The organism is Arthrobacter sp. UYEF21, from assembly GCF_040546085.1.
Taxonomy (GTDB): domain Bacteria; phylum Actinomycetota; class Actinomycetes; order Actinomycetales; family Micrococcaceae; genus Arthrobacter.
In genome coordinates this window covers 34913-55746 of record NZ_JBEPNF010000005.1, presented here as the reverse complement: position 1 = coordinate 55746, position 20834 = coordinate 34913, and the positions used below count along the sequence as shown (strand labels likewise).

The following is a 20834-nucleotide window of genomic DNA, read 5'->3' as shown; positions in this document are numbered from 1 at the left end:
CCCGGGGAGCCCACGATGGTTATTCGGTAAACCCGCTCCCACTTAAACGCCGAAGGTGCGGGTGCCGCCTCCCGGCGGGACCCGCACCTCCTTGACGTACCAGGGCAAAACCCCGGCCGAATCCTTGTTACGGAGCCCTGTCAACCGGCGGAACCGGGTTGACTGGCGGAACCTGCTCGCTGGCAGGGGTCTCGCCGGGGGTTCCGTCATTTTTGTCGACGAGTTTGGAAGCGCCATCCTGGAACTTGTTTACGTGCCCGGCGTACTTGCCGCCGGTCTTGGTGTCCACAAAATCCCCGGCCTTGGTGATGCCGTCCTTGATGGCTTGCTCGTTGCCATGGATCAGACCCTGAGCCTTGCCCTTGAGATCGTCAATTAGTCCCACGAGCACCTCCCTTCAATCGCGGAGCCAGGTCGCTCCTCCGAAATCGATCCTAGCCCTGACTCCTGGGCGTGCCAAGGAAATCGGGCGTACTGGCCGTTCGCTGGCAGCGGATCGGGGGATGGAGCAAAAGGGCAAGAAAAAGCAGCTCACGGGGGAGCTGCTGCTGTGGGCGATACTGGGATCGAACCAGTGACCTCTTCCGTGTCAGGGAAGCGCGCTACCGCTGCGCCAATCGCCCGGAACCGGGCGACCGGTTTAGTGGGGTGTATCAGGGAGAAGAGAGCGGACGACGAGATTCGAACTCGCGACATCCACCTTGGCAAGGTGGTGCTCTACCAGCTGAGCTACGTCCGCGTATGAAGCACTGTCCGGCGCGCCGGATGCACTGCATTAAGCAAGTTGCCTTGCTTGGTGGGCGATACTGGGATCGAACCAGTGACCTCTTCCGTGTCAGGGAAGCGCGCTACCGCTGCGCCAATCGCCCATTTCGTCCGGCGTGAACCGGAAACCATGGTTTTCACCGAGGTGGGTACGGGATTCGAACCCGTGTGTACGGCTTTGCAGGCCGCTGCCTCGCCTCTCGGCCAACCCACCGTGCAAGCGCCGGTTCCGAAGATCCATTGCCTTGACAGTGTCCTGCGAGCGGACGACGAGATTCGAACTCGCGACATCCACCTTGGCAAGGTGGTGCTCTACCAGCTGAGCTACGTCCGCATTTGGAGTGTGGATTCCATACCGTTTCGGGCATTTCCTCGCGTTCCAACGAGTAAGAACTCTATAGGAGGTTCTGAGAATCTCCAAATCGCGCGTCCTTCGATCTTGGCGGGACCCCTGGATCCCTGCAATCTAGGGGATTTTGCGAATTACAGGCCTGTAATTCGCGGTCCGCCCCATCTCGATTTCCATAAACCCCGCCTGGTCGGCTAGCATTCAAAGGCATCGGGGCGATTGGCGCAGTGGTAGCGCGCTTCGTTCACACCGAAGAGGTCACTGGTTCGAACCCAGTATCGCCCACCGAGGAATCAGGTCCGTTTCCGCTCAAGCCGAGCGGAGGCGGACCTTTTTTGTGCCCCCCACTTTGTCAGCCCCCTGTGAAAGAGTCGTTGCATGACTGATCCACTCCTTGCCCACGCCACGGAATACGGCCGCATGTACGCGCGGTCCACTTCCGACCAGTTTGCCGTTCCGTCCATCACCACCGTGATCGGCCAGCAGCCGCACGGGCTGGATGGCTGGTTTGGTTATATGGGCGCCAGCAGCCTGGCGAAGGATCCGCTGCTTGCGGACTGCCTGGGCAGCCCGGCGAAAATCCGGCAGGCTGTGAACCGGGCCTCGAAGGCGGCCGAGACGTATAGGGACGACGCCGCCAAGCGCGGTGACCGGGTCCACAACTACTGCGAGCAGGTATCGCTCCGGGCCCTGGGGCGGCCGCATGCCATGAAGGAAACCCGCGAGGCACTCGCTGCCAACGGGGAAGAAGCCTTTGCCCTCCGGTTTGATGAGTGGTGGGAACTCTACGATGTGGAACCCATCTCGCCTGAAATCACCGTCTGGAACAAGTCGGTGGGCTATGCCGGGACGCTTGACCTCGTGGCCCGCATCAACGGCCGGATCTGCCTCATCGACTACAAGACCAAAGGCACCACACGGGACGGTACCGTCAAGCCGCTGGATGACAAGGTGGTCATGCAGCTCGTTGCCGGCATGAAGGCTGAGGAAAGCCTGGTGGACCCGATCACCGGCGAATGGGAGCCATGGAAGTACGGCGAAAACCCGTTGCTCCTTGCCGTGGCCATTGGTGAGACCGAAGTCCGTCCCGTCCGGGCCAACCCGGACGTCCTCAAGCACCACTGGTGGAAGTTCTGCGCCCTGCGGCGCGTTTGGGAACTGTCCGCCGATACCCTGGCCGCCGGCACGGCCCTCCTTCCGGTGGCTCCGCCTCCGTCAGCACAAGTCCGCACTGCCTAGCAGTGCCGGATGAGCGCCGGTGCAGTCCAGACAGAGATGGTGCTGCACCTAAACTGGATAGGTTCACCAACCCCACCGTGAGGAAAAACAGCACATGGCCATTCTGAATATCCGCATCATTGGAGATCCCGTGCTCCGCACAGTGGCCGATCCTGTGACGGAATTCGGGCCTGAGCTCGCCAAGCTCGTTGCAGACATGACGGAAACCATGGAGGACGTGGAGGGAGCCGGCCTCGCCGCTCCCCAGATCGGTGTCAGCCAGCGCGTCTTCACCTACCGCGTGGGCGGCAGAGACGGCCACGTCATCAACCCGGTCCTGGAAAACAGCGACGACTACCAGCCCGACCAGGTGGAAGGCTGCCTCTCCATCCCCGGGCTGGGATTTCCGGTCCGACGGTTCCGGGCCACCAAGGTTACCGGCGTTGACCTCAATGGCGATCCTGTCACCGTCGAAGGCGAGGGCATGCTGGCCCGCTGCTTCCAGCACGAGACCGACCACCTGGACGGCATCCTTTACACTGACCGCCTGAAAGGCGACGACCGGAAGAGTGCGCTCCGTTCCATCCGCAATGCGAACTATGACGCCATTACGGAACGCACGACGGCGAAACGTGCCAAAACAGTGGGATCCAGCTTCGGCGGTGGCCCCACCGCATGAGGGTACTTTTCGCCGGCACCCCGGCCGTCGCGGTCCCGTCGCTGGACGCCTTGGTCGCTGCTGGCTTTGATGTCGTTGCAGTCCTGACCCGCCCGGACGCGCCGGTTGGCCGCAAGCGTTTGCTGACGCCTTCGTCCGTTGCCGCCCGCGCCGCCGAGCTGGGGATCGACGTCATCCACGCCACCCGGGTTGATGACGCTGTGACCGCGCAGATTGCCGCAGCCAGGCCGGACGTGGCAGTCATCGTGGCCTACGGTGGCCTGATTCCCCGCGCCGCCCTCGATGTTCCGCCGCATGGCTGGATTAACCTGCACTTCTCCCTCCTGCCCGCATGGCGCGGGGCTGCCCCCGTACAGCGGGCTGTCATTGCCGGCGACGATGTCACCGGCGCCGTCACCTTCCTGCTGGAGGAAGGACTGGACACCGGCCCCGTTTTCGGGACGCTGACCGAAAGAGTTGGTCCGGACGACACCGCGGGGGCCCTGCTGGAGCGGCTTTCCCACGGCGGGGCTGTCCTGCTCGCACAGACACTGTCCGCAGTGGAAGCAGGGAAGGCAGCTCCGCAGCCACAGGCCGGCGACGTTTCGCTGGCACCCAAGCTGACCATCGACGACGGCAGGCTTGACTGGAAGCAGCCGGCCCTGGCCGTCGGGAGGCGGGCGCGGGGCGTAACCCCTGAGCCCGGCGCCTGGACCACGCTGGACGGTCACCGGGTCAAAATTGAACCGGTCCGGCTCCGGCCTGATAGCTCTGGCCTGGAGCCTGGCGCAGTCTTCCTCGAGGGGAAAGGTGTCCTGGTGGGGACCGGGTCCCACGCGGTGGAGCTGACGCGGATCCAGCCCTCAGGTAAAAAAATGATGGCCGCGGCCGATTGGGCCCGTGGCATGGCGTCACTTGAAAGCGTGGTGTTCGTATGAGCGAGTCCGGCGGGAATGAAGGCGGCCGTGGCAGGGGTGGCAGCGGAAGCGGCCGGGGCAAGGGCGGGCCGCGCGATTCCAGCACGCGCAACGCCCAGGGCCGCGAGCGGAATCGAAGCTCCCAAAAGAGCTTTACCGAGAATGCTCCCGGACAGCGTACCCGCCGGGCGGATCCGGCGCGCCTGGTGGCTTTTGAAGTCCTGCGTGCGGTAGCCGCCGAGGATGCCTACGCCAACCTGGTGCTGCCGTCCCGCATCCGCCATCATGGCCTGGACAAGCGCGACGCCGGCTTCGCCACTGAGCTGAGCTATGGGGCCCTGCGCAGCCAAGGCACCTACGATGCAGTCCTGGCCCGGTGTGTGGACCGCCCGCTGGACCAGCTCGACCCCGCCATCCTTGATGCCCTGCGGATCGGCACGCATCAGCTGCTGGCCATGCGCGTTCCTGCGCACGCTGCCCTGGACCAGACCGTTGGCCTGGCCCGCGCTGTGATCGGCGCCGGCCCGTCGGCCCTGATCAACGCTGTGCTGCGGAAGGTTGCGGCACACACCCTGGAGGAATGGCTTGAGCTCCTCGTGGCCGGCGAAACCGATGAAACCAAGGTAGCGTCCATCCGCTACGCCCACCCCGAGTGGATTGTCCGGGCCATGCGCCAGTCACTGGTGGCCCACGGGCGTTCCGCCACGGAGATCAATGACCTGCTGGAGGCTGACAACGCTGCTCCGGTGGTCAACCTCGTCGCATTGCCGGGTCTGGGAAGTCTCGATGAGGCCCTGGACAACGGGGCTACCCCCGGCGAACTCGTTGAAGGCTCAGCGCTCTCCAGCGGCGGCGACCTGGGCCGGCTCGCCTCGGTGCGCGAAGGCAGCACCAGGGTCCAGGACGTCGGCTCGCAGCTGGTGGCCCGGGCCATGGCGGCAGTGGACCTGGGTCCCCGCAGCCACGGTGCGGACGGGACAGGAGCCGCCGACGAAGCCTGGCTGGATATGTGCGCCGGTCCGGGCGGCAAGGCGGCCCTGCTCGGTGCCCTGGCCAACGAACAAGGTGCAACGCTGCTCGCCAACGAGCCGGCCCCGCACCGTGCCAAGCTGGTGAGCCAGGCACTGTCCGCGGTGCCGAGGGACGTATGGCGCGTCAGGACCGGCGACGGCCGTGACCTGGGTACTGAACAGCCCGAATCCTTCGACCGGGTCCTCGTGGACGTCCCCTGCAGCGGCCTCGGCGCGCTTCGCCGCCGACCGGAGTCCCGCTGGCGCCGCACGCCCAAGGACCTGGCAGACCTGGGCCCGCTGCAACGCGCCCTCCTCAAGTCCGCACTGGATGCCGTCCGCCCCGGCGGAGTGGTTGCCTACGTGACCTGTTCGCCGCACCCTGCCGAAACCACGGCCGTCGTCACGGACGCCCTCCGGAAACGCGAGGACCTGGAGCTGTTGGACGCCGGCGCAGTGCTGGACGGCGTAAGCCTCACCGGAAACTTGGGGGCCGGCCACGATTCGACGGCGCAGCTCTGGCCGCACATCCACAGCACCGACGCCATGTTCCTGGCCCTCATCCGCAAGAAGGCCTGACCCGTGAAAGGTTCACCGATGCCGCAATGCTGCATCAACCCGAGCATTCTGTCCGCCGACTTCGTTAACCTTGAAGCCGAACTGCGGCGGATAAGCAACGCCGACGCCGTCCACGTTGACGTCATGGACAACCATTTTGTGCCAAACCTCACCCTCGGCCTGCCGGTGGTCCAGCGGATTCAGGCCGTCAGCCCGGTTCCGCTGGATGCGCACCTGATGATCTCCGACGCTGACCGCTGGGCGCCGGGGTTTGCCGACGCGGGGCTGGCCTCGGTGACTTTTCACGCTGAAGCCTCCATTGCCCCCGTGAAGCTGGCCCGGGAACTACGGGCCAGGGGTTCCAAGGCCGGCATGGCCCTGCGGCCGGCCACCGCGGTGGAACCGTATCTGGACATGCTCGAAGAACTGGACATGCTCCTGATCATGACGGTGGAGCCGGGCTTCGGCGGCCAAGCGTTCCTTGACCTGACCCTGCCCAAGATCCGCCGCGCCCGTGCGGCCATTGACGGCTCCGGGCTGGACGTTGCCCTCCAGGTGGACGGTGGCATTACCGAGGACACGATCCTTAGGGCAGCAGAAGCCGGGGCAAACGTCTTCGTGGCCGGCTCGGCTGTCTACGGTGCAGCGGACCCCGGGGCAGCCATCGCACGCCTTCGGGAGGCAGGAAGCCTTAAGTTACGTGCGGGGTCCGGGGAATAGTCTGAACTGCCTATGGGTTGTGGGAGGATAGCAACACACATTACGTGCTCCGGGGTCGGTGTAAGTCCGAACCGGCGGTGATAGTCCGCGACCCGCGAGCCGGCGCTTTCCCCACCAGGGAGGGACCGGCGGACGGTTGAACCGGTGAAATTCCGGTACCGACAGTTAAAGTCTGGATGAGAGAAGCACGTACAGCTGTATCTGCGGCGTCCTGGCGATGCCGCAGCCTTCTGCTGTCGTATACCCCCGGAGCCATCGCGGTTCTAGAGGGAAGGAACGACACACAAACATGAACCCTTTGCGATGGCTCTTTGAAGCCAGGCTGTCCCATGAAACGGACGCCAAAGCCACCTACCCGGTGGCCGCCCCATGACCCCGCCCGAGAACGTCGCGGCGTTCAGCAGCGCCGAAACCGCCGCCATGGACACTGCGCTCGAAGCAGCCCTGCAGGGGCCGCGCGGCGCGAATCCGCTGGTGGGCGCCGTCGTCATTGGCGCGTCCGGGCAGCAGTTGGTGACCGGGTACCACCGGGGCGCCGGGACCCCCCACGCTGAAGCGGACGCGATCTCGCAGGCCGCCGCAGCCGGCATGGATCTGAGCGGTTGCACGATGGTGATCACCTTGGAGCCCTGCGACCACCGTGGCCGCACCGGGCCATGCACCCAGGCGATCATCGGCGCCGGAATCGAAGACGTGGTGTACGCCGTCGACGATCCGCATGACCCTGCGGCAGGCGGTGCCTCAACCCTTCGTGAAGCTGGTGTCCGGGTCCGCAGCGGGCTCGCCGCAGTCGAGGCCCTGGAGCTGAACCGCCAGTGGTTCCTGGCCGTGGCGGCACGCCGGCCGTTCGTGACCCTCCACATCGCACAGACCCTGGACAGTAGAATCGCGGCGGAGGACGGGACGAGCCAATGGATCTCGTCCCCGGAGTCGCTCGCTGACAACCACGGGCTGCGGCGGCGGATCGACGCCATCCTGGTGGGCACCCAGACCGTGCTGGTGGACAATCCCCGGCTCACTGCGCGTGACGCGGCGGGAGCCACGTCCGGCAAGCAGCCGCTGCGCGCGGTGATGGGCCTGCGGGAGATCCCCGTGGAGGCTGCGATCCGCGGCGACGACGGCCACGTTCTCCACCTGTCCACCCGGGATCCACAGGAGGCGTTGTCGTCCCTGTACGCGGAGGGAATCCGCCATGTCATGGTGGAAGGCGGCTCGCGCATCCTCAGCTCATTCCTGGCCGCCGGGCTCGTGGACGAACTCATTGTCTACCTGGCGCCCACCCTGCTGGGCTCCGGAACGCCCGCCCTGAACGGCCTCGGAATCAACACACTGGCCGACGCCAGGCACTGGGAATGGGACGCGTCCGACGGCGGCGCGGTGCAGACTTTGGGCTGTGACCTCCGGCTGCATCTCCGCCCATTACCAGTCGAAGCTTTGGAACCACAACCATCCCGCACTGCCGCGGAACCAGCCATGGGAGGCTACTGATGTTTACCGGAATTATTGCCGAACAAGGGCACGTGCTGTCTGTTGAGCGGGACAGCGATGCCAGCGCGACCCTCCGCCTGAGCGCCCCCGGCACCACCAACGGGCTGGCCCTTGGCGGGTCCATTGCCGTCAACGGCGTCTGCCTGACTGCCACCGAGATTGACGGCAAGGAATTCAGCGTTGACGTGATGGGCGAAACCCTGGTGCGCAGCACCATCGGCGAGCTCGCCGCCGGCGATTCGGTCAACCTTGAGCGTTGCGTCCCGGCCGGCGGCAGGCTGGACGGCCACGTAGTCCAAGGCCACGTGGACGGCGTCGGACAGCTTCTGGAGCGCGAGGCCCTGGGTAACTGGGAACGCCTCCGGTTCGGTGTGCCGGCCAACCTGGCCCGCTACATCGCGGAAAAGGGCTCCATCGCGATCGACGGCGTCTCCCTCACGGTGACTGCGGTCAGTCCGGCGGCGGAGCCAGAGCCCTGGTTCGAAGTGGGACTGATCCCCACCACTCTGGCCGAGACTGGCCTGGGGGCCAAGATCACCGGCAGCAGGGTCAACCTCGAAGTGGATGTGCTGGCCAAATACACCGAACGCCTGCTGGCATTCAGCACCAGCGCAGCAAACGGAGGCACCCGATGAACGCGACCATCCGGCTCGAGCCGGCAACCGAGGCAACGGCCGTACCTGGCCCCACGCCGGGCCTGGACCCCGTGGAAGACGCCATCCGTGCCATGGCCGCCGGCCGGCCCGTGCTGGTGGTGGACAACGAGGACCGCGAAAACGAAGGCGACATCATCTTCGCGGCGCAGCACGCAACGCCGGCACTGATGGGCTGGACCATCCGGTACAGCTCAGGCGTCATCTGCGTCCCGCTCACCGGCGACCGCGCCGACGCCCTGGCGCTGCCGCCGATGGTGGCGGTGAACCAGGACGCGAAAGGCACCGCATACACCGTTTCCTGCGACGCGGCGGTGGGTGTCAGCACCGGAATCTCCGCCACGGACCGGGCCCTCACGGCCCGCGTCCTCGCAGACCCCGGCGCCGGGCCGTCGGCCGTGACCCGGCCCGGGCATATTTTCCCGCTCCGGGCAGTTAACGGAGGAGTGCGGGAACGCCCTGGCCATACCGAAGCGGCCGTGGAGCTCTGCCGGCTCGCCGGATTGGAGCCCGTGGGCGTGATCGCCGAGGTTGTGTACGACGACGGTGAAATGATGCGGCTCGACGGGCTGCGCGGATTTGCCGCTGAACATGGGTGCCCCCTGATCTCGATTGAGGATCTGGTGGCTTACCTTGAATCAGGGGCCGGGTCTTCCGCCGACAGTGACACCGGGCCGGACGCCCGGGCGGAGTAGAGGAGTAATGATGACGGCTTCCGGAGTTTCGGACGACAGCCACCAGAACGGCCACCATCAGGGGGCGGCCGGCAATGGCCGGACCCACCACCCCGTGAGCGGCGGTCCGATTGTGCAGCTGCCCACGGCCTTTGGCGATTTCATCACCCAAGCGTGGACAGACCTGGTCACGGGCGTCGAGCACCTGGCGGTGAGCTCGCCCAACCCGCCCAAGGATGGCGTTGCTCCGCTGGTCAGGCTACATTCCGAGTGCCTGACCGGCGATGTTTTCGGCTCCTACCGTTGTGACTGCGGCGAACAGCTGGCCTATGCCCTGGAGCTGATCAACGAGTTCGGCGGCACGCTGCTGTACCTGCGCGGGCAGGAAGGCCGGGGGATAGGCCTGGCCAACAAAATCAAGGCCTACGCCCTCCAGGAAGCGGGCTTTGACACCGTGGAGGCCAACGAACAGCTGGGACTGCCGGTGGACGCCCGCTGCTACAAGGCGGCCGCCCAGATCCTGGCCGAGATGGGCCTCCACGAGATCCGGCTCCTGAGCAACAACCCGGACAAAAAGAACAGGCTCGCCAAAGCCGGCGTGAAGGTAGTGGAAATGGTGCCCACCGAGGTGCCGTCCCGTGACCAGAACATCCGCTACCTGCAGACCAAAAAGGACCGCATGGAGCACCGGCTGACGCTGGACACACACATTGTCACGGTGCCAAGCGGCGCCGCCGACGATTTCGACCACGACCAAAACTGAACGGACCAGATTCACGCATGAGCGGACACGGCGCACCAGATATTGACCTCACCACCCTCAACCCTGCGGAAACGTCGCAGCTGCGGCTGGCCATTGTGGCTGCCAGCTGGCATACCCAGATCATGGATGGCCTCCTCGACGGGGCCCTGCGCGCCGCCAAGGACGCCGGCATCAGCGAGCCCATCGTCCTGCGCGTTCCGGGAGCCTTCGAGCTTCCGGTCGCTGCCGCGCGGCTGGCACCGCACTTTGACGCAGTGGTGGCCCTCGGCGTCGTGGTCCGCGGCGGCACGCCACACTTCGAGTACGTCTGCCAGGCTGCGACGTCGGGGCTGACCGACGTGAGCGTGTCCACCGGAGTGCCAGTGGGCTTCGGCGTGCTGACCTGCGATACGGAGCAGCAGGGCCTGGACCGCGCAGGCTTGCCCGGTTCCACTGAGGACAAGGGCCACGAAGCAGTGACGGCCGCCTTGGCCACGGCCGTCCTCCTGAAGCAATACAAGTAGCAATGCGGGCGGGCGCGCTGTGTCTTCACTCACATCGTGCCCGTCATGCGGCGGACCGACAGGCGCCGTCAGGCCCGCAGCAAGTAGGCTGTAGGGCGTGAAGAATTTCGAGACGCTGTTCGCTGAACTGAGTGAGAAGGCAGCCACCCGGCCGGCAGGCTCCCGCACCGTCGCTGAATTGGAGTCCGGTGTCCACGGCATCGGCAAGAAAGTCGTGGAGGAAGCAGCCGAAGTCTGGATGGCCGCTGAGTACGAATCCGACGAGGCCGCGGCCGAGGAAATCTCCCAGCTGCTCTACCACCTGCAGGTTCTGATGCTCGCCAAAGGCCTGACCCTGGAAGACGTCTACAAGCATCTGTAGCCACTGCGGCACGGTGCGTCATTCCCGGCCTGCCCGTGCCCTGCGTGGCCCGTTTGCCTGATCAACTAGACCTCCCCACCAAGAAAGACCCCCATGCTGCGAGTAGCCGTCCCCAACAAAGGTTCCCTGTCCGAAGCCGCCTCCGCCATGCTGTCCGAAGCCGGCTACCGCCAGCGCCGCGACACCCGGGAGCTGGTCATGATGGACCCGGACAACGACATTGAGTTCTTCTTCCTCCGTCCGCGCGACATCGCCGTCTACGTCGGCCGGGGAACGCTCGACGTCGGCATCACCGGCCGCGACCTGCTGCTGGACGCTGAGGTGGAAGCCGAAGAACTGCTGCCCTTGGGCTTCGCTGCCTCCACGTTCCGTTTTGCGGGACCGGTGGGCGACTTCGCCGCAGTGGAAGAGCTGGAAGGCAAGCGCCTTGCCACCAGCTACGACGGCCTGCTTCGCGGCTACCTCGCTGAACGCGGTGTGAACGCTAAAGTGGTCCGGCTTGATGGCGCCGTCGAGTCCTCCGTCCGGCTGGGCGTCGCGGACGCCATTGCCGACGTCGTCGAAACCGGCAACACGCTCAAGGCTGCCGGTATGGAGATCTTCGGCGATCCGATTCTCAAGTCCGAGGCCGTCCTGATCCGCCGCACCGGAGAAGGCGGCGCCGCGAACGGCACCGCCAAGGAAATTGACGTACTCATCCGGCGCCTCCAGGGTGTCCTGGTGGCACGCCAGTATGTCCTCATGGACTACGATATCCGCAAGGAACTGGTGGAGCAGGCAGCTGCCTTGACTCCCGGCCTGGAATCTCCCACCGTCTCGCCGTTGCGCGACTCCGAGTGGGTGGCTGTGCGGTCCATGGTTCCGAAGAAGGAAACCAACCGGATCATGGATGAGCTCTACGACCTCGGCGCCCGCGCCATCCTGGTCAGCAGCATCCACGCCTGCCGCATCTGAGCCCTTCGCGTCTGAGCCTTCCACCCAGGCCGCGCGGCGCCGCAGTATCCACCCGAGAATTCCAGGAGTACCCATGGCTGTAGCTGTACGAGTCATCCCGTGCCTCGACGTCGACGCCGGACGCGTCGTGAAGGGCATCAACTTCGAGGGCCTCCGTGACGCCGGCGACCCTGTGGAGCTCGCCCACCGGTACGACAACGCTGGTGCCGATGAGCTGACGTTCCTGGACGTCACCGCATCCTCCGGCAACCGCGAAACCACATTCGACGTCGTCCGGCGCACCGCCGAGGAAGTCTTCATCCCGCTGACCGTGGGTGGGGGTGTCCGTGGCGTCGCCGAGGTGGACAAGCTTCTTCGCTACGGCGCGGACAAGGCGTCCATCAACACGGCCGCCGTCGCACGTCCGGACGTCATCAACGAGATCAGCCGGCACTTCGGTTCGCAGGTGCTGGTCCTGTCCGTCGACGCACGCCGGACCCGTCCCGGCTCCGAGCCCACGCCGTCGGGCTTTGAAGTGACCACCCACGGTGGGCGCACCGGCACGGGAATCGACGCCATCGAGTGGGCCAAGGAAGCGGCAGACCGCGGCATCGGGGAAATCCTGCTGAACTCCATCGACGCTGACGGCACCAAGGACGGTTTCGACCTGGAGCTCATCCGCCTGGTCAGGGCCGCTGTAAAAGTGCCGATCATCGCCTCAGGCGGGGCAGGGGAGCCGGCCCACTTCCCACCGGCGGTAGCTGCGGGGGCCGACGCGGTCCTGGCCGCCTCGATCTTCCACTGGGGGCCGGACAACATGATGTCCCAGGTCAAGCAGGCCATCCGCGAAGCAGGCTTCGAAGTCCGCTAGCGGGGGTTTAGCCTGGATTTCGACAAGCTCAATCACCCGGGATCCGTGGTTGAGCTTGCCGAAACCTAGAGGCCGACTTCGGCTGACTGAAGCAGGGCGACGGCGTCCGGCTGGCCCTCGAAGGTGACCAGGGCGTGCTGGGTCCGGCCGTGGGCGTGCATCAGAAGTTCGCCAGGCTCGCCGACGATTGCCACCGAAACGGGTGCCCGCTTGGCCACGTGCCGGGGGCCCGAGGGGCGCACCAGCACGATGCCAAGGTCGACGCCGCGGTACAGGATGGCGGCCCGTTTGATGAGCTCGTCCCACAAGGCATCCGAGTAGGCCTCATCCAATGCCCGCGGAGCCCAGCGGTCAACGGCCCGGCGGACGTCCTCGGTGTGGACGAAGTACTCGATCAGGTTGGAGCTCTCGTCCAGTGCCTTGATGTTCATGGGCGACAGGGCGGGGGGCCCGGCGCGGAATGTCTTGACGAGCCTCGAGTAGTCGTCCGAGGTCTTCAACTTCCCGGCGAGCTTGGCAGTTGCCTTATCGGAGGCCTTGGACAGGCTCTTGAGTATGAGGCCCAGACCCACAGCGGCCTTACGTTCGCGCAGGTAGAGGTGCGCGGCAAGATCCCTGGTGCGCCAGCCCCGGCAGAGGGTAGGGGCATCAGGGCCGGCCGCCAGCAGGGTTTCGGCTAGGACTTCTCGGGACGGGTCGACGAAATGCATCACTTGTGAAACTAGCACGAGAGCGGGGAAGTTGGGCAGCAGAACCGCCAGGGGACAGGTGCCCTTGTTCACATGGCCTGTATGCCGGTTGGTGCATATTCGGCGTGCGCTGATCAGGCACTAGACTTGACCTGATGTCTGAACAGCCTGCCCCCGCCCCCGAGCCTTTCCCGGCCCCCGCCACCAGCCCGCTTTCGCCGGCCCTTGCCGCCGCACTCAAGCGGGACAGTGCCGGGCTGATTGCTGCTGTAGTCCAGCAATTCGACACCAACGACGTGCTGATGCTGGGGTGGATGGATGATGAGGCGCTCCACCGCACCATGACCAGTGGCCGGGTCACGTTCTACTCCCGCTCCCGGCAGGAATACTGGCGCAAGGGTGACACCTCCGGCCACGTCCAATGGGTCAAATCGGTGGCCATGGACTGCGATGGCGATGCCCTCCTGATACGGGTGGACCAGGTGGGCGCCGCGTGCCACACCGGCACCCGGACCTGCTTCGACGGCAGGGAGTTGGAAGTCCGGACCGGCGGGGCCCTCTGACCCACCCGGCTTGGCGCGGAATCCGCCCCCAGGCCTCCAAACTTTTGGCAGCATAAGACTGACGCCGCCCCACCGCGGCGGGACACAAGAACAGGCGGAGAAGCATAGCCATGCAGGACCTTGGAATCATCAGCCCGGGCCTCGAGGAGTTCCGCGAACTCGCCGGCACCAGCCGGGTCATCCCCGTTACTCTCAAGGTGTTGGCGGATGCCGAGACGCCCATCGGCCTGTACCGTAAGTTGGCGAATGGCCAGCCGGGAACGTTCCTCATGGAGTCTGCTGCCGTTGGCGGCACGTGGTCGCGGTACTCCTTCATCGGTGCCAAATCCCGGGCCACGCTGACTACCAAGGACGGCCAGGCCCACTGGCTCGGCGAGCCCCCTGCCGGTGTGCCCTTGGACGGCAACCCGGTGGACGCCATCCGTGACACCATCAAAGCGCTGCGGACCAGCAGGTTCGAGGGCCTTCCGCCGTTCACGTCGGGCCTTGTGGGGTTCCTCGGCTGGGAGACCGTCCGGCACTGGGAGCGGCTCACCAGCCCGCCCGAAGACGACCTCCACCTTCCCGAGCTCGCCCTGAACCTGGTGACGGACATGGCCGTCCATGACAACCACGACGGCAGCGTGCTGCTCATTGCCAACGCCATCAACTTCGACAACAGCTCAGAGCGCGTGGACGAAGCCTGGCACGACGCCGTTGCCCGGGTGAAGGCACTCCTCACCAAGGTCAGTACGCCGGTAGCACAGCCGGTCTCGGTCCTGGAGCCCGCTGCCCTGGACTTCGCCTCCAGCGTCCAGGAGCGCTGGGCCGAACCCGCTTACCTGGAGGCACTGGACCGGGGCAAGGAAGCCATCGTGGACGGTGAAGTCTTCCAGGTGGTGATTTCCCGCCGCTTCGAAATGGAGTGCGGAGCTTCGCCCCTGGACGTCTACCGGGTCCTGCGCAACACCAACCCCAGCCCGTATATGTACCTCTTCAGCCTCGAAGACGCCGACGGCCGGGAGTACACGATCGTCGGGTCATCGCCGGAGGCCCTGGTGACCGTAACGGGTGATGAGGTCATTACGCACCCGATCGCCGGTTCGCGGCCCCGCGGCAAGACGGTTGAAGGCGACAAGGCCTTGGCCGAGGAACTCCTGGCCGACCAGAAGGAACGCGCCGAGCACCTGATGCTGGTGGACCTCTCCCGCAACGACCTGTCCAAGGTCTGCGTGGCCGGCACCGTGGATGTCACGCAGTTCATGGAGGTAGAGCGGTTCAGCCACATCATGCACTTGGTCTCCACTGTGGTGGGAAAGCTGTCCCCGCAGGCCAAAGCCTACGATGTCCTGAAAGCGACCTTCCCCGCCGGGACCCTGTCCGGTGCCCCGAAGCCGCGGGCCCTCCGTCTGCTGGACCAGCTTGAACCCCACCGGCGCGGAATCTATGGCGGAGTAGTGGGATACCTCGACTTTGCCGGCGACATGGACATGGCCATCGCCATCCGTTCCGCCCTGCTGCGCGAAGGACGGGCCTACGTCCAGGCCGGCGGCGGCATCGTGGCGGACTCGGTGAACCCCACTGAAGCGATGGAGACCGTGAACAAGGCGGCCGCTCCACTCCGGGCAGTGCACACTGCCGCCTCGCTGCGCAACATCGCTGCCGAGTCGCTGCCTGAGCCCGGGAAGGCCGTCGAATGACGCCGGTCTGGGCCCGCAAGTCCACGCTGGTCCTGCTGATCGCCGTGCTGGCGCTGGCTGTCTTTGGCACCACTACCCAGACCTGGATCTCAATCACCCTGGACCCGGACCAGGTGGGGCAGACGGCGGGAGGCCAGAACACCCTCCCGGTCCAGGGCAGCAAGGCAGCCACCGCGGTGACCGCCTTGGCGCTGGTGGCGCTGGCCGGGGGACTGGCCGCGTCCATTGCCGGAAAGGTCGCGCGGTGGATCATCACCGTCCTTGTGGTCCTCGCCGCGGCCGGCATCATCGCCGCAGCCGCCACGGTGCTGGCTGATCCGCTGACCGCCGCGCAGGGCTCCATTGCTGCCGCCACCGGGGTCACCGGAAGCAGTGCCGGAGCGGAAGTGACGGCCTTCCCGGCCCTCGCCGTCGTCGCCGGTATCCTGTTGGCGCTGGGCGCGTTGCTGATCGTCCCGGCGGGCCGGTATTGGAAGTCGCGTACCAAATATGACGCGTCCACCTATGGCGCGTCTGCTGGCAGTTCCGCCGCGGTGGCAGGTCCGGTGGACGAAATCGACGGCTGGGACACGCTTTCGCGCGGCGACGATCCCACTTAGGCCGCCCCCGGCAGCCGAACGGCGCGACCCGCTTCGAGCGGCGCCCGGACCGCCGATGGGCAGGTCGCGGCCAAAAAATGGCAGAATGTAAGCAGTATTGATCCTGAGGAGATTCACATGAGCAAAGCACCCGCACCCGCGTCGAAATCCGCCACGGAATCCGCCGTGCACCACGGCGTTGACCACAGCCAGGATCTGGGCCACGGCAACAGCCCTGCAGCGTGGACCTGCGTGATCGTGATGCTGGTTGGCGCGCTGGTCTGCGCCATTGCCTTCGTTATCGCCAACACCCCCATCTTCATCGCCGGTGCCGCCGTTATGGTCATTGGCTTGATCCTTGGCTACGTCATGCGCAAGGCGGGCTACGGCGTCGAAGGCAGCAAGCTGAAGAGTACCGGCCACTGATGGCAACAGTTCTCGATGACATCAATGCCGGTGTCAGGGAGGATATGGAGTCCAGGAAGCGCCTCGTTTCCCTCGCGGAACTGAAGGATCTGGCCGCCGCCGCAGCGCCGGCACGTGACGCCTGGGCAGCCCTTGGCGGCCTATCCACACCGCGCGGCGAGCTCAAAGTCATCGCCGAAATCAAGCGGCGCAGTCCCTCCAAGGGGGACCTGGCTACCATCGTGGACCCGGCCTCACTCGCGGCGCAGTACGCCGACGGCGGTGCCGCCGTCATCAGTGTCCTCACCGAACAGCGGCGGTTCAATGGCTCGCTCGCTGACCTGGACGCAGTCCGCGCCCGGGTGGAGATTCCCCTGCTGCGCAAGGACTTCACGCTCGACGAATACCAGATCTGGGAGGCCCGTGCCCACGGCGCGGACCTGATCCTGCTTATCGTGGCGGCACTTTCCGACAACCAGCTCCGGGAGTTCAGCGCCCTCAGCCGGGAAATGGGCATGAACGTCCTGGTTGAGACGCACACGGTCGAGGAAATCAAACGTGCTGTTGCGGCGGAGGCGCGCATCATCGGCGTGAACGTCCGCAACCTCAAAACGCTCGACGTCGACCGTTCCGTTTTCGCGTCCCTCGCCGGCCTGATTCCCGCCGAAGCGCTGGTCGTCGCCGAATCCGGCGTCCGCGGTGTGGACGACGTGACGCACTACGCGGCGAGCGGCGCGAACGCCATCCTGGTGGGTGAAGCCCTGGTGAGCGATTCCACTCCCCGCGAGCGGATCGCCCAGTTCACGGCCGCCGGCGCTGCCGCCATCGCCGCCCGGGTCTAGTCCCGGCAACCGCCGGCCCTGGTGCCGGCGGCACAACACTTTTGCACGATCAACTGGAACAGGACGGTGAGACTGATGGTTGACGCACCCTCAGAGAACGCTGATAACAACGCCGCGGAGGCATTCCTGCAGGGCGGCTCGCTGAAGCACGCCCCGGGGCCATACTTCGGTGGCTATGGCGGACGCTGGATGCCAGAATCCCTCATCGCCGCCCTTGATGAGCTTGAGGACACCTTTGAAAAGGCCAAGGCCGATCCTGACTTCCTCGCCCAGATTGCGGAGCTGAACAAGAACTACTCCGGCCGTCCCTCACTGCTGACGGAGGCCAAGCGGTTTTCCGCACACGCCGGCGGAGCCAGGATCTTCCTCAAGCGGGAGGACCTTAACCACACCGGCTCGCACAAGATCAACAACGTGCTGGGGCAGGCGTTGCTGGCCAAGCGCATGGGCAAGACCCGCGTCATCGCGGAAACCGGTGCAGGGCAGCACGGCGTGGCCAGCGCCACGGCCGCCGCACTTCTCGGCCTCGAATGTGTTGTCTACATGGGCGCCGAAGACTGCCGCCGCCAGGCACTGAATGTCGCCCGCATGCAGCTGCTCGGTGCCACGGTGGTACCTGTGACCAACGGTTCCCAGACCCTCAAGGACGCTATCAACGACGCCCTCCGGGACTGGGTCAGCAACGTTGACACCACCCACTACCTGCTGGGCACTGCCGCCGGGGCGCACCCGTTCCCCGCCATGGTCCGGTTCTTCCACGAAGTCATCGGTGAGGAAGCCCGTGCCCAGATCCTGGAGCAGACCGGTAAGCTTCCCGACGCCGTATGCGCCTGCATCGGCGGCGGGTCCAACGCGATCGGCATCTTCCACGGCTTCCTCGATGACCCCGATGTGAAGATCTACGGCTTCGAGGCAGGTGGCGACGGCGTCGACACCGGTCGGCACGCAGCCACCATCACGCTCGGCAAGCCCGGCGTCCTCCACGGTGCTCGCTCCTACCTCATGCAGGACGACGACGGCCAGACAATCGAGTCCCATTCCATCTCCGCAGGCCTGGACTACCCGGGCGTCGGCCCGGAGCATGCCTACCTGGCCGATATCGGGCGGGTCAGCTACGAGCCCATCACCGACAGTGAAGCGATGGATGCGTTCAAGCTCCTGTGCAGGACTGAGGGAATCATCCCCGCCATCGAGTCCTCCCACGCCCTCGCGGGGGCCATCAAGGTAGGCAAGCGCCTGACCGAAGGGAAGGCCGATCCGTCCGAAACGGTGATCATCGTCAATCTTTCCGGACGTGGAGACAAAGACGTGGAGACCGCCGCGGAATGGTTCGACATGCTCGATGAGGAGGGCAAGGTCAAGGGCACCAACCTCTCCACCCGCAAGCCCAAGGGCCCCGCCGACCGGGCGGAAACTGAAGCCGTTCCTGCTGCCGTTGCAGACAAAACAGAGGACCACTGATGACTGAACAGACGGCCAGCAAGTCCGCCGCCGCCATCGACCGCGCCCGCGACGCCGGGCGCTCAGCCCTGGTCTGCTACCTGCCGGCAGGGTACCCGGACGTCCAGGCCACTATCGACGCCGGCATTGCCATGGCGAAGAATGGCGCGGACCTGATCGAAATCGGAATTCCCTACTCGGACCCGGTCATGGACGGTCCAGTCATCCAGGCGGCCACCACCGAGGCCATTGCCAACGGATTCCGCGTCGAGAGCGTGTTCGACGTTGTAGCCGGCATTACCGCAGCCACGGATGTTGCGGTGCTCGTGATGACCTACTGGAACCCTGTCCTCCGGATGGGCGTGGACGAGTTTTCGCGTAGGCTGGCCGAGGCCGGGGGAGCGGGGCTCATTACGCCGGATCTCATCCCGGATGAAGCGTCAGAGTGGTTCGCCGCGTCGGACAAGTACGGGCTGGACCGCGTGTTCCTCGTGGCACCGTCGTCCACACCGGAGCGCCTGGCCATGACGGTGAAGTCAAGCCGGGGCTTTGTGTACGCCGTCTCCGTCATGGGCGTCACGGGCACCCGCCAGGATGTCAGCAGCAGCGCTGAACAGCTCGTTGCCGACACTCATGCTGCCGGTGCCGAACGCGTGTGCGTGGGCCTCGGAGTGTCCAACGCCGGGCATGTCCGCGAGATTGCGGCCTACGCTGACGGCGTCATCGTGGGCACGGCGCTGGTTGCCGCCATCCGCGACGGCGGTGTCCCCGCCGTCGCAGATCTCACGCGTGACCTCAGCGTCGGACTCGCCAGGGAAGTAGCTTAGCCACCATGAAGATCCTCCTTCAGGCCGCCGCGCTGGTGCCGGCCAGTATCCCCAGCCCGGACTGGTCCGGCTTCGATATCCCGTTGCCATGGGGGACCCTGCGGATCCATGCCTATGCCCTGTGCATCCTGGCCGGAATTTTCGTGGGCCTGTGGCTTACCTCTGTCCGGTGGGCCCGGCGCGGCGCGCCCGACGGCAGCGTCTGGGACATCGTCATCTGGGCGATCCCGTTTGGCATCATCGGCGGACGCCTGTACCACGTGGTCTCGTCACCGGACCAGTACTTCGGGCCCGGCTTCGACGGGACAGGCGACCTCTGGCTGATCCCGCAGATCCAGCGGGGCGGCCTGGGCATCTGGGGTGCCGTAGTCCTGGGTGTCCTCGGCGCCTGGATCGGCTGCCGGCGTGCCGGTGTGAAGCTCGCGGCCTTCCTGGATGCCGCGGCACCCGGCCTCCTGCTGGCACAGGCCGTGGGCCGGTGGGGCAACTACTTCAACCAGGAGCTCTTCGGCGGCCCCACCACACTGCCTTGGGGACTTCAGATCGATCCGGACAACCCCAACTTCCCCGCCGGCACGCCAGCGGATACCCTGTTCCACCCCACGTTCCTGTATGAGTCGCTCTGGAACATTGCAGGTGTGCTGATCCTGCTCGCCCTGGACCGTCGGTTCAACTTCCGGCGTGCCCGGCTCTTCTGGCTCTACGCCATGTACTACACCCTGGGTCGGGTATGGATCGAAGCGATGCGCATCGACGAGGCTGAGCAGATCAACCTCTTTGGCATCACTACCAGGCTCAACGTCTGGACCAGCATCTTTGTGTTGGTCGCCGCCCTCATCATCTTCATCGTGTTGGGCCGAAAGGGGCGGCCGGTGCCGGACACCCCCTACTTGGACGGACATATTCCGGTTGCCGACGTGGCTCCAGTGCAACATGACGACGACGGGGAACCGCCCCGCGCGGCCGCTGCCATTGCTGTCCACGATTCGGATGACCATGTCTCAGATAGTGAATCGCGTGATAATCTGCCTGATAACCAAAATGGTTCCGGAAATCCTTCCACCCCAACGGAAGAGGAACCGGCGTCCAAGGGCGGCAACAAGCCCGTCACCGAATCGCCGGAGACCGGAAATTCCCGCCACAAGGCAACGGAATCCGCGCCGGAGGCTGGCACAAGCAAGTAGTACGCCAGCACGGCAGGGCAGCAGAGTCACCGCTCGGAGCGCCCACACACCACAGCGTCGTGGCAACAGGGCCCGACTGGGCAGCATAGAGCTGCTGACCGGTCAAGCCCGGGTCAGGGGCCTGCGTAACTGTTCGTTCAGCAGGCCTGTCTGGCCTACAATTTCCAATAAATAAACACTTTGTTG

General features: G+C 65.6%; 23 protein-coding genes, 6 tRNA genes and 1 riboswitch. Of the genes, 22 read left to right on the top strand and 7 right to left on the bottom strand.

Annotated features, from left to right (window positions below):
• Positions 1-127 precede the first annotated feature (127 nt).
• The 6 genes from ABIB27_RS07600 to ABIB27_RS07575 all read right to left on the bottom strand — a co-directional run bounded on the left by ABIB27_RS07600 (position 128) and on the right by ABIB27_RS07575 (position 1099).
• A complete protein-coding gene (locus tag ABIB27_RS07600; RefSeq protein ID WP_354216675.1) occupies positions 128-385 on the bottom strand; it encodes an antitoxin in 258 nt (85 codons plus the stop codon).
• Positions 386-551: 166 nt separating this feature from the next.
• Positions 552-623: transfer RNA gene (locus ABIB27_RS07595), tRNA-Val, on the bottom strand.
• Positions 624-666: 43 nt separating this feature from the next.
• Positions 667-739, bottom strand: a tRNA-Gly gene (locus ABIB27_RS07590).
• A gap of 55 nt (positions 740-794) precedes the next feature.
• A tRNA-Val gene (locus ABIB27_RS07585) sits at positions 795-869 on the bottom strand.
• Positions 870-908: 39 nt separating this feature from the next.
• Positions 909-979: transfer RNA gene (locus tag ABIB27_RS07580), tRNA-Cys, on the bottom strand.
• 47 nt (positions 980-1026) lie between these two features.
• Positions 1027-1099 (bottom strand) — tRNA-Gly (locus ABIB27_RS07575).
• 228 nt (positions 1100-1327) lie between these two features.
• Here ABIB27_RS07575 and ABIB27_RS07570 point away from each other — a divergent pair.
• The 14 genes from ABIB27_RS07570 (at position 1328) to hisF (ending at position 12441) form a co-directional block, all read left to right on the top strand.
• Positions 1328-1399 (top strand) — tRNA-Val (locus tag ABIB27_RS07570).
• A 93-nt stretch (positions 1400-1492) separates the two neighbouring features.
• Positions 1493-2353, top strand: coding sequence for a cytochrome (locus ABIB27_RS07565; protein WP_354216676.1), 861 nt, complete (start codon positions 1493-1495; stop codon positions 2351-2353).
• A 94-nt stretch (positions 2354-2447) separates the two neighbouring features.
• Complete coding sequence (def, locus tag ABIB27_RS07560; RefSeq protein WP_354253750.1) at positions 2448-3011, top strand: peptide deformylase; 564 nt, start codon at positions 2448-2450, stop codon at positions 3009-3011.
• Positions 3008-3928, top strand: coding sequence for a methionyl-tRNA formyltransferase (gene fmt, locus ABIB27_RS07555; protein ID WP_354216678.1), 921 nt, complete (start codon positions 3008-3010; stop codon positions 3926-3928). The genes def and fmt overlap by 4 nt, the downstream gene beginning before the upstream one ends.
• Positions 3925-5496, top strand: a complete 1572-nt coding sequence (locus ABIB27_RS07550; RefSeq protein ID WP_354253749.1) for an RsmB/NOP family class I SAM-dependent RNA methyltransferase — start codon at positions 3925-3927, stop codon at positions 5494-5496. Before fmt ends, ABIB27_RS07550 begins: the two co-directional genes overlap by 4 nt.
• Positions 5497-5514: 18 nt before the next feature.
• Positions 5515-6195 carry a ribulose-phosphate 3-epimerase gene (rpe, locus tag ABIB27_RS07545; RefSeq protein WP_354216705.1) on the top strand — a complete coding sequence of 227 codons (681 nt, stop codon included), beginning with the start codon at positions 5515-5517 and terminating at the stop codon, positions 6193-6195.
• A gap of 40 nt (positions 6196-6235) precedes the next feature.
• A riboswitch (FMN riboswitch) is annotated at positions 6236-6388 on the top strand.
• Between the two features lie 176 nt (positions 6389-6564).
• Positions 6565-7683: a bifunctional diaminohydroxyphosphoribosylaminopyrimidine deaminase/5-amino-6-(5-phosphoribosylamino)uracil reductase RibD gene (gene ribD, locus ABIB27_RS07540; protein ID WP_354216680.1), complete on the top strand. Its 1119-nt coding sequence runs from the start codon at positions 6565-6567 to the stop codon at positions 7681-7683.
• Positions 7683-8318: a riboflavin synthase gene (locus tag ABIB27_RS07535; RefSeq protein ID WP_354216681.1), complete on the top strand. Its 636-nt coding sequence runs from the start codon at positions 7683-7685 to the stop codon at positions 8316-8318. The genes ribD and ABIB27_RS07535 overlap by 1 nt, the downstream gene beginning before the upstream one ends.
• Positions 8315-9031, top strand: coding sequence for a 3,4-dihydroxy-2-butanone-4-phosphate synthase (ribB, locus tag ABIB27_RS07530; protein WP_354216682.1), 717 nt, complete (start codon positions 8315-8317; stop codon positions 9029-9031). The genes ABIB27_RS07535 and ribB overlap by 4 nt, the downstream gene beginning before the upstream one ends.
• A gap of 10 nt (positions 9032-9041) precedes the next feature.
• Positions 9042-9773: a GTP cyclohydrolase II gene (gene ribA, locus ABIB27_RS07525; RefSeq protein ID WP_354154271.1), complete on the top strand. Its 732-nt coding sequence runs from the start codon at positions 9042-9044 to the stop codon at positions 9771-9773.
• A 17-nt stretch (positions 9774-9790) separates the two neighbouring features.
• Entirely contained in the window at positions 9791-10276 is a 486-nt protein-coding gene (gene ribH, locus ABIB27_RS07520) for a 6,7-dimethyl-8-ribityllumazine synthase (protein WP_354216683.1), read from the top strand.
• A gap of 97 nt (positions 10277-10373) precedes the next feature.
• On the top strand, positions 10374-10637 hold the full coding sequence (locus ABIB27_RS07515) for a phosphoribosyl-ATP diphosphatase (protein ID WP_028270786.1): 264 nt from the start codon (positions 10374-10376) through the stop codon (positions 10635-10637).
• Between the two features lie 93 nt (positions 10638-10730).
• Positions 10731-11591, top strand: coding sequence for an ATP phosphoribosyltransferase (gene hisG, locus ABIB27_RS07510; protein ID WP_354216684.1), 861 nt, complete (start codon positions 10731-10733; stop codon positions 11589-11591).
• 73 nt (positions 11592-11664) lie between these two features.
• Positions 11665-12441: an imidazole glycerol phosphate synthase subunit HisF gene (gene hisF, locus ABIB27_RS07505; RefSeq protein WP_164200665.1), complete on the top strand. Its 777-nt coding sequence runs from the start codon at positions 11665-11667 to the stop codon at positions 12439-12441.
• A 65-nt stretch (positions 12442-12506) separates the two neighbouring features.
• Here the strand turns inward: hisF and ABIB27_RS07500 are convergent, their stop codons facing one another.
• Positions 12507-13151 carry a TIGR03085 family metal-binding protein gene (locus tag ABIB27_RS07500; RefSeq protein WP_354216706.1) on the bottom strand — a complete coding sequence of 215 codons (645 nt, stop codon included), beginning with the start codon at positions 13149-13151 and terminating at the stop codon, positions 12507-12509.
• Between the two features lie 134 nt (positions 13152-13285).
• Here ABIB27_RS07500 and hisI point away from each other — a divergent pair, with 134 nt between their 5' ends.
• From hisI to lgt, 8 genes are all read left to right on the top strand, one after another.
• Complete coding sequence (gene hisI / locus ABIB27_RS07495) at positions 13286-13693, top strand: phosphoribosyl-AMP cyclohydrolase (RefSeq protein ID WP_354216685.1); 408 nt, start codon at positions 13286-13288, stop codon at positions 13691-13693.
• A gap of 110 nt (positions 13694-13803) precedes the next feature.
• The gene (locus ABIB27_RS07490; protein ID WP_354253748.1) at positions 13804-15372 is read left to right on the top strand and encodes an anthranilate synthase component I; all 1569 of its coding nucleotides are present in this window, start codon (positions 13804-13806) and stop codon (positions 15370-15372) included.
• Positions 15369-15971 carry a Trp biosynthesis-associated membrane protein gene (locus ABIB27_RS07485; protein ID WP_354216687.1) on the top strand — a complete coding sequence of 201 codons (603 nt, stop codon included), beginning with the start codon at positions 15369-15371 and terminating at the stop codon, positions 15969-15971. The genes ABIB27_RS07490 and ABIB27_RS07485 overlap by 4 nt, the downstream gene beginning before the upstream one ends.
• A gap of 117 nt (positions 15972-16088) precedes the next feature.
• On the top strand, positions 16089-16376 hold the full coding sequence (locus ABIB27_RS07480; protein ID WP_354216688.1) for an HGxxPAAW family protein: 288 nt from the start codon (positions 16089-16091) through the stop codon (positions 16374-16376).
• The gene (trpC, locus tag ABIB27_RS07475) at positions 16376-17197 is read left to right on the top strand and encodes an indole-3-glycerol phosphate synthase TrpC (RefSeq protein ID WP_354216689.1); all 822 of its coding nucleotides are present in this window, start codon (positions 16376-16378) and stop codon (positions 17195-17197) included. The genes ABIB27_RS07480 and trpC overlap by 1 nt, the downstream gene beginning before the upstream one ends.
• Positions 17198-17272: 75 nt before the next feature.
• On the top strand, positions 17273-18658 hold the full coding sequence (gene trpB / locus ABIB27_RS07470; protein ID WP_354216690.1) for a tryptophan synthase subunit beta: 1386 nt from the start codon (positions 17273-17275) through the stop codon (positions 18656-18658).
• Entirely contained in the window at positions 18658-19464 is an 807-nt protein-coding gene (gene trpA, locus ABIB27_RS07465; RefSeq protein ID WP_354216691.1) for a tryptophan synthase subunit alpha, read from the top strand. The genes trpB and trpA overlap by 1 nt, the downstream gene beginning before the upstream one ends.
• Before the next feature lie 5 nt (positions 19465-19469).
• Positions 19470-20648, top strand: a complete 1179-nt coding sequence (gene lgt, locus ABIB27_RS07460) for a prolipoprotein diacylglyceryl transferase (protein ID WP_354216692.1) — start codon at positions 19470-19472, stop codon at positions 20646-20648.
• Positions 20649-20834 lie beyond the last annotated feature (186 nt).